Source organism: Paraburkholderia tropica (genome assembly GCF_914484835.1).
Classification (GTDB): domain Bacteria; phylum Pseudomonadota; class Gammaproteobacteria; order Burkholderiales; family Burkholderiaceae; genus Paraburkholderia; species Paraburkholderia tropica_A.
In genome coordinates this window covers 207257-218248 of the sequence record NZ_CAJZAR010000036.1, presented here as the reverse complement: position 1 = coordinate 218248, position 10992 = coordinate 207257, and the positions used below count along the sequence as shown (strand labels likewise).

General features: G+C 64.5%; 8 protein-coding genes. 4 read left to right on the top strand and 4 right to left on the bottom strand.

From position 1 onward, the window contains the following. Positions 1-3: 3 nt before the first annotated feature. Together LDO54_RS08150 and LDO54_RS08145 are read left to right on the top strand one after the other, a co-directional pair. A complete protein-coding gene (locus LDO54_RS08150; protein WP_224009008.1) occupies positions 4-786 on the top strand; it encodes a response regulator in 783 nt (260 codons plus the stop codon). Positions 787-941: 155 nt separating this feature from the next. Next, positions 942-3353: a TonB-dependent siderophore receptor gene (locus tag LDO54_RS08145; RefSeq protein ID WP_224009006.1), complete on the top strand. Its 2412-nt coding sequence runs from the start codon at positions 942-944 to the stop codon at positions 3351-3353. A gap of 56 nt (positions 3354-3409) precedes the next feature. On the opposite strand, the gene LDO54_RS08140 is transcribed toward LDO54_RS08145, so the two are convergent. Continuing rightward, complete coding sequence (locus LDO54_RS08140) at positions 3410-3964, bottom strand: lipocalin family protein (protein ID WP_224009000.1); 555 nt, start codon at positions 3962-3964, stop codon at positions 3410-3412. Between the two features lie 87 nt (positions 3965-4051). Next, positions 4052-5677, bottom strand: coding sequence for a putative bifunctional diguanylate cyclase/phosphodiesterase (locus tag LDO54_RS08135; RefSeq protein ID WP_224008998.1), 1626 nt, complete (start codon positions 5675-5677; stop codon positions 4052-4054). A 25-nt stretch (positions 5678-5702) separates the two neighbouring features. On the opposite strand from LDO54_RS08135, the gene LDO54_RS08130 reads away from it, so the two are divergent. After that, positions 5703-6752 carry a hypothetical protein gene (locus tag LDO54_RS08130; RefSeq protein WP_224008996.1) on the top strand — a complete coding sequence of 350 codons (1050 nt, stop codon included), beginning with the start codon at positions 5703-5705 and terminating at the stop codon, positions 6750-6752. A gap of 130 nt (positions 6753-6882) precedes the next feature. Continuing rightward, positions 6883-7764, top strand: coding sequence for a LysR family transcriptional regulator (locus LDO54_RS08125; protein WP_224008994.1), 882 nt, complete (start codon positions 6883-6885; stop codon positions 7762-7764). 27 nt (positions 7765-7791) lie between these two features. On the opposite strand, the gene LDO54_RS08120 is transcribed toward LDO54_RS08125, so the two are convergent. Both LDO54_RS08120 and LDO54_RS08115 read right to left on the bottom strand, forming a co-directional pair. Beyond that, complete coding sequence (locus LDO54_RS08120) at positions 7792-9492, bottom strand: IlvD/Edd family dehydratase (protein WP_224009068.1); 1701 nt, start codon at positions 9490-9492, stop codon at positions 7792-7794. Between the two features lie 168 nt (positions 9493-9660). After that, a complete protein-coding gene (locus LDO54_RS08115; RefSeq protein ID WP_224008992.1) occupies positions 9661-10968 on the bottom strand; it encodes an MFS transporter in 1308 nt (435 codons plus the stop codon). Positions 10969-10992: the final 24 nt, after the last annotated feature.

Genomic DNA, 10992 nt, shown 5'->3' with positions numbered 1-10992 from the left:
CAGATGAAGCCGCAGATCAAGCCGCAGATCAAGCCGCAGATGAAACCAGCGTCGGCCCATATTCTCGTGGTCGATCCCGACCACACGCTATGCGCGCTGCTCGCGCATTTTCTCGGCGAGGCGGGTTTCGACGTCTCGCTGCTGCACACGCCCGCGCAGTTGCCGCACGACATTCGCGCGGCGTCGCCCGATCTCGTGCTGATGGAGCGCAGCTTTCCGAACGGCGACGGCTTCGCGTCGCTCAAGGATCTGCGCGGACATGGCGACGCCACGCCGGTCATCGTGCTCTCGTCGCTGGCCGATGCGATCGACCGCGTGATCGGCCTCGAACTCGGCGCCGACGATTACCTCGCGAAGCCCTTCGTGCCCTCCGAACTGCTCGCGCGCATCCGCGCCGTGCTGCGCCGCGCGCCCGCTGGCGCGCTGAGCGCACCAGGCGCGTCGGCGGCCGCGATCGGGAACGAGGCGCGCGGGCTGCGCGATCTGCGCTTCGGCCCGTTTCGGATCGTGTTCTCGTCGCGCACGCTGCTGCGCGACGGCGAGCCGCAAGCGATGACCGACAGCCAGTTCGCGCTGCTCACGGTCTTCGCGCAGCGGCCCATGGAAACGCTCTCGCGCAGCCGCCTCGTGACGCTCATGCGCGGTTGCGTCCGCGACGACAGCATCACGGTGGCGGTCGCGCGCCTGCGCGCGCTGCTGGAAGACGTGCCCACGCGGCCGCGCTGGATACGGACGGTGCGCGGCGAAGGCTATTGCTTCGTGCCCGACCCGGAAGGGCAGGGCTGAGCTGAGCCGTGGCCCCGGCGGCGCCGGAAATACTTTGTAATGGCGGGTTTCCGCGACCGCTTAAAAAATGTTTATTAGCAATGTCAGGGTTTGAGCGGGTCGTGCGTCTTCATTGGTAATGGTTCTTATTACGTTACCCGTTGGAGATGTCCCTGATGATGTACCCCCGTTTTCCGCTCGCCACGCTGGCGGCCTCGGTCATCCTCGCCGTGGCCGTGTTCGAGGCGCCCGCTGCCCGCGCGCAAACTCCCTCGGCCTCGGCCTCGGCCGCCGCGCCCGCCGCGCTGACCGACTTCTCGATCCCGGCGCAGCCGCTCGGCGACGCGCTCAAGGAAGTCGCGCGCCAGGCCAATCTTCAATTGCTGGTCAAGTCGTCGCTGGTGGCGGGCAAGACGTCGCCCGCGGTGTCCGGGCGCATGACGGCGGGCGCGGCGCTCGGCCAGGTGCTCAAGGGCAGCGGACTGGCCGCCGATACCCAGGGCGGCACGGTGACGATCGCGCCGGCGCCCGCCGAGGTCAGCGAGACGGACAACACGCTGCCGGCGGTCGTGGTCGCGGCCGAAGGCGGTGAGCAGCGGCCCACCGAGCAGACCCACTCGTACACGATCAAGTCGACGACGGCGGGCAGCAAGATCGCCTTATCGCCGAAGGAAACGCCGCAATCGGTGTCCGTGCTCACGCGCCAGGAGATGGACGACTTCCAGCTCAACGGCGTGAACGACGCGCTGCGCCATATCACGGGCGTGACCGTCGAACCGTACGATTCGTACGCGACCGATTTCACCTCGCGCGGCTTCCAGATCACCAATCTGCAGTTCGACGGCATCGGCATTCCGCTCGTCTACACCTCGCAATATGGCGACATCGACATGGCGTTTTACGACCGCGTCGAAGTGCTGCGAGGCGCGGACGGATTGAACGCCGAAACCGGCAATCCGTCCGCGACCGTGAATTTCATCCGCAAGCGTCCGACCTACGATTTCCAGGCCAAGGCCGGTATTTCGTATGGCTCGTGGGATACGAAGCGCGTCGATGTCGATATTTCCGGGCCGCTGAACAAGGCCGGGACGGTGGCGGGGCGGCTGGTCGCATTTCATGAAGACGGCAACTCCTATACCGACCGCCTGAAGCCGAGCAAGGACGGTATCTACGGCGTGGTCGAGGCGAACCTCACGCCGAGCACGCTGGCCACCGCGGGCTTCAGCTACGAGTACAACCGGCTCGACGGCGCAAGCTGGGGCGGCCTGCCCTTGCTCGACGCGTCGGGCAATGCGCTCAACTACGACGTGCACGCGAGCATGGCGCCGAAATGGGCGTTCTTCAACACGCAGGAACAACGCGCGTTCGCGGAAGTGAAGCAGCAGCTCGGCCAGCGCTGGACGTGGAAAACCTCGGCCAACTGGAGCGATATTTACAACAACGCCAAGTTCTTTTATCCGTATGGATCGCTCGAATCGGATGGCTCGGGCGTCAATTCCTATACTTCGGCCTACGAATCATCGAACCGGCAGATCGTGCTGGATTCGAGCTTGAGCGGCAAGATCGATCTGTTCGGCCGCACGCACGACCTGACTTTCGGCGCGAATTTCTCGCGTTCGGAATTCACGAATCCGTCGTCGGAAGGCGTGGGCGACGGCGTGCCGGTCAGCTATGCCGAACTGCTGGCGGGATCGTATCCCGAGCCGACGTCGTGGGGCGAGAACGCCACGCGCGTGCATTATCTCGATGTGCGGCGCTCGCTTTACGCGTCGTCGCGCTGGAGCCTGACCGATCGCGCGCATCTGCTGCTGGGCATTAACTATACGCAGGCGGCCAGCAGCGGCGACTCGGCGGGCACGAGCTATAACCAGCAATCGGCCGGGTCGGCGCCGTATATCGGCCTGACTTACGATCTGACGAACCAGATCACCGCGTACGCGAGCTTCACCAAGATTTTCAATCCGCAGTATCAGCTCAACGTCGACAATCAATTGCTCGGACCCGCGCGCGGCCGCAGCGCGGAAGCGGGCATCAAGGGCGCGTTCTTCGATAACCGGCTCAATACCTCGTTCACGGTGTATCGCATTCACCAGTCGAATATCGCCACCGAGGCGGGCTTCAACGAGGACACGGGCCAATACTATTACTCGGGCGGCGACGCCACGTCCGAAGGCATCGAGGCCGAAGTGTCCGGGCAGATCACGAACGACTGGAACGTGAGTGCGGGCGCGACGATCCTGCGCGTGACCGACGACAACGGCCAGGCGACGCAACTGTTCGTGCCGCGCAAATCGGCGCATCTGTCGACGACGTATCGCCTGCCGTACTTCGATCACAAGCTGACCGTGGGCACGAGCGTGCGCTGGCAGAGCGCCACGAGCTACGTCGACGAAGGCGTGGGCATGGCGCGTCAGGGCGCGTACACGGTGCTGGATTTCATGGCGCGCTACGACGTGAACAAGCACTTCACGATCACCGGCACGCTGAACAACGCGCTCGACAAGAAGTATTGGTCGTCGATGGAATACAGCTACAGCACGTATGCGGCGCCGCTCAATGGCAGCGTGAATCTCACCTGGCGCTATTGACGACGAGGGCGGCGCGCGTGCTGACGCGCGCCGGTTTTATAGCGGCGATCGCACGATCAATCCGTGTCATGACGGGTCACCCTGATGAGCGACCCGTCATACCCCAGCGCCTCAACGCGTTTGCGCAGACGGTCGAGCACGTCAGGCGACGGGCGCGCCGCGCGCGTCAACACCCACAAATAACGGCCCGAGGGCTCGCCCACGATCGACCAGTCGTAATTGTCGGCGTGATCGAGAATCCAGTAATCGCCATAGAACGGCCCGAAGAACGAGACCTTGAGTTTGGCGTTCGTCGCCGGGTCCGCGACTTTCGCTTTTCCGGCCGATTCGCTGAACGCTTTCGCCCCGGCGCGACGGCCGCGATTGACGACCTTCACGCTGCCGTCGGGATTGAGCGAATAATCGGCCGTGACCTCGTCCATGTCCTTTTCGAACGACGCCTCGTAGCGCAACTGCTCGTACCAGCGGCCCATGTATTGCGTCAGGTCCACGGGCCTTGCGGGCTCGGGGACCGCGCGATTGCCAACCGGGCCCGGACGCGCAATCGTGGCGCAGGCGCCCACGAGCAGCGCGGCGCCGGCGAGCGCCGCGACGAGCATTTTCTTTTGCATGGTGGCCGTCTCCCGCTACGAGTTGCGCCGAACCGGCAGATTCGACGATGTCGAAATCCGTAGCAAGCGACAGGCCCGCCGCCGTTTCTAGGCCTCGCTCGCCGCGATGCCCGGCATCGGCTCCGTGCCGCAATCGGATCGCAGCGGACGCGGCCGTTCGCGCAGCGCTTCGACAAGCTGCGAGACCTGCTGCGCCGGCATCGGCTTGCCGAACAGATAGCCCTGCGCGAAATCGCAAGGCTGCGTCGAAAGCCACAGCACAACGTCCTCGTCTTCGACGCCCTCGGCGGTCGCCTTGATGCGCAGACTGCGTGCGAGCCCGAGCACGGCGGCCACGACCTTCTCGTGTTCCTGGATCCGCGTGTTGAGAAAGGACCGGTCGATCTTGATCTTGTCGATCGAGAGGTGAGTCAGGTGATAGATCCCGGAATAGCCGGTGCCGAAATCGTCGAGCGCAACGGTGATCCCGCGCGACTGCAGTTTCGAGAGGTTTTCCCGCACCGCCGCGATGTCCGAGACCAGCGCCTGCTCGGTAATTTCGATTTCGAGCCGGCGCGCCGACCATCCCTGTTCGGTGATGGCAGTGTGCAGCCGGTCCGCGAAGCCTGTTTCTTCGAGCATCGAAGTCGTCACGTTGATCGCGAGCGTCAGATGATCGGGCCAGTCGCGCGCGCACTCGATCGATCTGGCCAGCAGCGAGAACGTCATTTTCGGAATCAGCCCGAGGCGATCCGCGACCGGCACGAAATTCACCGGCGCCTGCAAGCCGCGCTGCGGGCAGCGCCAGCGCGCGAGGATTTCGAATCCGACGACGTGCTGCTCGGGCAAGCTCACGATCGGCTGAAAAAACGGCTCGATCTGATCGTGTTCGATCGCGAGCGCGAGATCGGATTCGAACTGGCTGGCGAGTTGCTGCGCCTTTTCGTAGCCCGGCTCGTAGAAATGAAACGTCGCGCGGCCCGCGCTCTTGCCGCGATACATGGCATGGTCCGCGCAATGGAGCAGCGCATCCGGCAAGTCCGCGTCGAGATGCGCGATGCTGATGCCGACGGTCGCGCTCACCGTGGTGGCGTCATCCAGCGAAGCGAGCGGCGCGCCGAGATGGGCCAGGATGTCGATCGCCAGCGCGGCGAGGCGCGTCTTGTCGATGTCGTTGACGATCATGGCGAATTCGTCGCCGCCGATACGCGCGACGCAGGCCTCCGAGTGCCTGGCGAGATGGCGCAGCCGCCCGGCGAGTTCGCACAGCACCTTGTCGCCCATCGCGTGACCGTGGCCGTCGTTGATGCGCTTGAAGTCGTCGAGATCGATGAGAAAGACGGCCGCGCCTTGCGCGTGGTCGAATGCCGCCGCGAGGTGCTCGTTGAAGACGCGCCGGTTGAACAGCCCCGTGAGCGGATCGTGGCGTGCGAGCTTTTCGCTCTGCACCTGCGCGCGCCGCAGCGCGCTATAGCCGTCTTTTTGCGTGCGCAACGACCGGCTCAACCAGATTGAGGGAGCGATGAGCGCGACGATTGCAAAGCTCGACGACGTGAGGATGAAACGCCAGCGTTCGGAAAACTCGAATGACGGTTCGTAGGTGAATCCGAGCGCGTGCATGGCCCAGCGTTCGAGCTTGAACTCCCAGAGACAGGATAGCGCGAACACCGTCGCAAGCACGGTGGCCGCGAGGCCCAGAACGTGCCGGAGTATCTGACAGGTAGAAGCGCGCATTACGGATAAAGCATGAGTAGTCTTCATGCGTTATCGGCAGCGATGCGGCGAACTGAAGATCGGACCGTCGTTCATGCGGCGAGCCTCGCGCGCCGTTCAAATAAGCCGATCTGACCCGACGACCCGGGAGTGCGCACGCAAAGGGCGAACACAAAGCGACCACAAGGCGTGCTTAAGCGCCAACGCCGCCTATCTGTACGAATCCGCACGTAACGGAGTACCGATTTCGGTCACGATCCGTCGTTGGCTAAGATTGCATTTGCATTTCATTCCGAAACCACGCTGGGGGATTTCGATGAGTGCTTTCAACCACGGTATGTCGATCGACGGATACGCCAGGGTCAGCGCGGCCAGCGCGCAAAGCCTGGCCGAGTCGATGGACGAAACCGGCGTCGCGGTGCTGCATGACGTCGTGCCCGACGAGATCATTGCGCGAATGCGAGGCTTCGTCGGCGATCAGATCGCGCGGCGCGGCGGTCAGTATTTCAGTTGCGAGGGCACGGCGTGGACCGCCGACACCTGTCTGCGTCCGCTGATCGAGGACGCGGGTTTGCACGCGCTGTTGCGATCGCTCTACGAAGGGAAAATGCGCACGCCGCCGCCGAGCGAGCGGATTTTTCCGGTGTTGCGCGTGCTGACCGGCTCGCACGGACTCCGACATGCGCTCAACTTTCACTACGACTCCTATGTCGTCACGGTGCTGCTGCCGGTTTTGATACCCAACGCGCCGGGTGAGCCGCCGGGCCATCTGCTGATGTTTCCGAATCTGCGCGACGCGCGGCGATCCGCGGTCGTGAACATTCTTGAGAAGCTCATGATGGAGAAATTGCTGAAACGGCTCTGGCGTAAAGAGCGCGTGCAGCATTGGTTGTCGGCGAAGATCGTGCCGCTGACGCCGGGCAATCTCTACTTCTTCTGGGGCATGCGCTCGCTGCATGCGAATCAGGCCTGTCTGCCCGCGAGCGTGCGCTGCACGGTGCTCATGCATTTCGGCGATCCGCACGAGCGCAGCCGGTTCAAAGGGTTTTCGCAGCAATTGCACGCGCGCCGGCTGCGGCGCATGGCGAGGGATTAAGGGCCGACGCCATTGCGCCGCCCGCAGGTCGGTCGATATTATTCTGTGATCCTAACGTTATCTTTCCACTGCGCGAGTGCATACGCGAAAGCGGCTACCAAAGCCGCCCGTCCGTGTCATAAAATAGGTCATGGACATTCGTTATGTGCAGAGTTTTGTCGCGGTGGTGGAGAGCGGTTCTATCGCTGAAGCCGCGCGACGTCTTGGGCTGACGGCAACCGCGGTTGCCGCGCGCATTCGCTCACTCGAAGAAAGCCTGGGCACCACGCTGATTCAACGCTCGGGGCGCAACGTCGGACCTACCGCGGAAGGTGTGAAGGTGCTGGACAGCGCGCATGCGCTGCTGCGTGCCGTGCGCGACATGCAGGCCATCGCGCAGGACGGCCAGATGCAGGTCGGCGAGCTGAGGGTCGGCGTGTTCCAGTCGGCCATGGTCAGCATCCTGCCGTCCGTTTTGCAGGGCGTTTATGCCACGTATCCCGACCTCAAGATTTTCGTCGATACGGGAAGCTCGGTCGATCTCTGCAAGAAAGTCTGCTCCGGCGAACTCGATGTCGCGATCGTCGTCGAGCCGCAGTTCGCGATGCCCAAGACGTGCGAATGGCATCCGCTGACCGAGGAGCCGCTCGTCGTGGTGGCGCACGCCTCGATGCAAGGACGCGACGCGCACGAACTGCTGACGTCCGAGCCCTTCGTGCGCTACGCGCGCTCCGTGTTCGGCGGGCAACTGGCCGACCGCTACCTGCGGGACAACGATCTGCACCCGAGGCAGCGGCTCGAAATCGACGGCTTGCTCGCCATCGCGACACTCGTCGACAAAGGGCTCGGCGTCTCGCTGGTGCCCGACTGGCCGTCGCTGTGGACGAGCGGTCTCGCGATTACCCGGATTGCGCTGCCCGAACGCGCGCCGGTGCGCCGCATCGGGCTCGCGATCGCGCGGCACTCGCCGCGCTTCGCGTTGGTGAAGCTGTTCGCGCAGGCCGCCGCGGTCACTTTCAACCGGCCGTTGTGACGCGCCGCGCGGCCTTGCCCGCGCCGGTCAATCCGGCTTGTCTTTTTGAAGGCTGGCGGCGCGCAGGAAATCGAAATCCACGCCTTCGTCGGCTTGCGTGACGGTCTGCAGAAACAGCTTGCGATAGCCACGTTCGGCCGTCGGCCGCTTGATCGGCGTGGCTTGCGCGCGGCGCTGGAGTTCCTCATCGGAAACAAGCAGCGCGATCTCGCGATTCACCACGCTGAGCCGAATCCGGTCGCCGTTTCGAACGTAGGCCAACGCGCCGCCGACGGCCGCCTCGGGCGTCACGTGCAGGACGATCGTGCCGAACGCCGTGCCGCTCATCCGCCCGTCGGAGATGCGCACCATGTCTTTCACGCCGGCCCGCGCGAGCTTGCGCGGAATGGGGATGTAGCCCGCTTCGGGCATGCCGGGCGCGCCAACCGGGCCGATGTTCTTGAGCACGAGGACATCGTCGGCGTTCACGTCCAGGGCGTCGTCGTCGACGCGCGCGATGAGGTCTTCGACGTTCTCGAACACCACGGCGCGGCCCTCGTGTTCCATCAGCTTCGCGTCGGCGGCCGATTGCTTGATGATCGCGCCGCCTGGCGCGAGATTGCCGCGCAGCACCGCAAGGCCGCCCTGCGGATAGATCGGCTGCGCAAAAGAGCGCACCACGTCCTGCTTGAAGCCTGCGCCGCTCGCCTCGATCTGCTCGCCGAGCGTCTGGCCGCTCACGGTCAGCGCATCGAGATGCAGCAGCGGCTTCAGTTCGCGCAGCAGCGTGGCGACGCCGCCCGCCTTGTGAAAATCCTCCATATAGTGCTGGCCGGTCGGCTTGAGATCGAGCAGCACCGGCGTTTCCTTGCCCATGCGGTCGAGCGTATCGAGGTCGATGGTGTGGCCGAGACGGCCCGCGATGGCGCTCAGGTGCACGATGGCGTTGGTCGATCCGCCAATCGCCAGCAGCACGCGCATCGCGTTCTCGAACGCCTTGGGCGTGAGGATGCGGTCGATGGTCAGCCGCTCGCTGGCCAGCTTGACGGCGGTCGTGCCGGTTTGCTCCGCGACACGGATACGGTCCGCCGTCACCGCAGGCGGGGTCGCACCGCCGGGCACCGTCATGCCGAGCGCTTCGGCGATGCAGGCCATCGTGCTCGCCGTGCCCATCACCGAGCACGTTCCCACGCTCGCGACGAGCTGGTTGTTCACGTCGTCGATTTCCTGCTGATCGATTTCGTTCGCGCGGAACTTGCCCCAGTAGCGGCGGCAGTCCGTACACGCGCCCACGCGCTCGCTGCGATGCGAACCCGTGAGCATCGCGCCGGTCACGAGCTGGATCGCGGGCATGCCCGCCGAGGCGGCGCCCATCAACTGGGCCGGCACGGTCTTGTCGCAACCGCCGATCAGCACGACGGCGTCCATCGGCTGCGCGCGGATCATCTCCTCGGTGTCCATCGACATCAGATTGCGCAGATACATCGAGGTCGGCGACGAGAAGCTCTCGTGAATCGAGATGGTCGGAAAGTCGATCGGCAGACCGCCTGCGAGCATGACGCCGCGCTTCACGGCCTCGACGAGTTGCGGCATGTTGCCATGGCACGCATTGAAGCCGCTGCCCGTATTCACGATGCCGATGACCGGGCGGTCGAGCGCCTGGTCCGTGTAACCCGCGCCCTTGATGAACGCTTTGCGCAGGAACAGCGAGAAGCCCTGATCGCCGTAAGAGGTCAATCCGCGCTTCATGCCGGTCGTTTCTGCGGGGTTGTGCGGGGCGGTCTGCTTGTCAGTCTTGTCCGCGTTTTCAGCCTTATCCATCTTGTCAGCCATGACGTTTCTCCAAAAATTTCGCTTGCAGGTGTGCCTGGGCGCTCGTTCGTTCGATGCGTCCGGTGGCGGCGGCGGGCGCGCGCCTCAGCGGTTGACGACCCGGGCCGGCAGGAACACCAGAATCAGGATCGCCGAGAGCGTGAGACTGCCCGCGACGAGGTAGAGCCCCGAGGTCAGGGAATGCGTTTCGGTTTTGAGCCAGCCCATGACGGACGGGCTGACGAAGCCCGCGAGATTGCCGGTCGAATTGATCAGCGCGATGCCCGCTGCGGCGGCGGTGCCACCGAGGAACGAGGTGGGCAGCGCCCAGAACATCGGCAGCGCGGAAATGATGCCCGCCGCGGCGAGCGAGAGCCCGATCATCGCGGGCACGATCTGATTGCCGCTCAACGCGCAGAGACAGAAGCCCAGCGCGGCCACGAGCGCGGGGGCGCTGACGTGCCAGCGGCGCTCGCGCAGGCGGTCGGCGCTGCGGCCCACCAGCATCATGGCGATCAGCGCGCACGTGTAGGGAATCGTCGAGAGCAGCCCGACCGTCAGCGGGTCGTTGACGCCCGAGGCCTTGATGATGGTCGGCTGCCAGAAGCCGATGGCATACGATCCCATGATGATGCCGAACAGGATCAGACCCAGCAGCCAGACCCAGGCGGAGGACACGGCGTCCTTGAACGAGCCATGCGTGCGCCCGGCCGCGTCGCCTTCGACTTCCTGGAGGATGTGCGCCTTTTCTTCGTCGCTGAGCCAGTGGGCGTCTTTCACGCGGTCGTCCAGAAAGAAGAAGACGATGATGCCGAGCGCGATCGCCGGCACCGACTCGATGATGAACAGCCACTGCCATCCCGCATGACCGGCGACGCCCGCGAAGGCATGCATGATGTAACCGGAAAGCGGCCCGCCGAGCATGCCCGACACGGGATTTCCCGCGGTCAGCACGGCCATCATCTTGCCGCGCCGTTGCGACGGAAACCAGTAGGTCAAGTACAGGATCATGCCTGGATAAAACCCCGCTTCGGCCACGCCGAGCAGGAAGCGCACGACGTAGAACATCGTCGGCGTGGTGACCCACGCGGTGGCGAGCGAGAGCAGCGCCCAGGTCACCATGATGCGCGCGATCCAGCGGCGCGCGCCGACCCGATGCAGCAGCAGGTTGCTGGGCACCTCGAACAGAAAGTAGCCGACGAAAAACAGACCCGCGCCCAGACCGTAGACGGCCTCGCTGAAGTTCAGGTCGTTGAGCATCTGGAGCTTGGCGAAGCCGACGTTCACGCGGTCGAGGTAAGCGACCACATAACAGACGAACAGCAGCGGCATGAAGCGCCAGGCGGCCTTGCGGAACGTGGCATCCGCGGACGCGCGATGGATATCCGCGGGCAGGGCGGGCTGTGAGGACATCGTTGTCTCCTGATGGATGGTCGT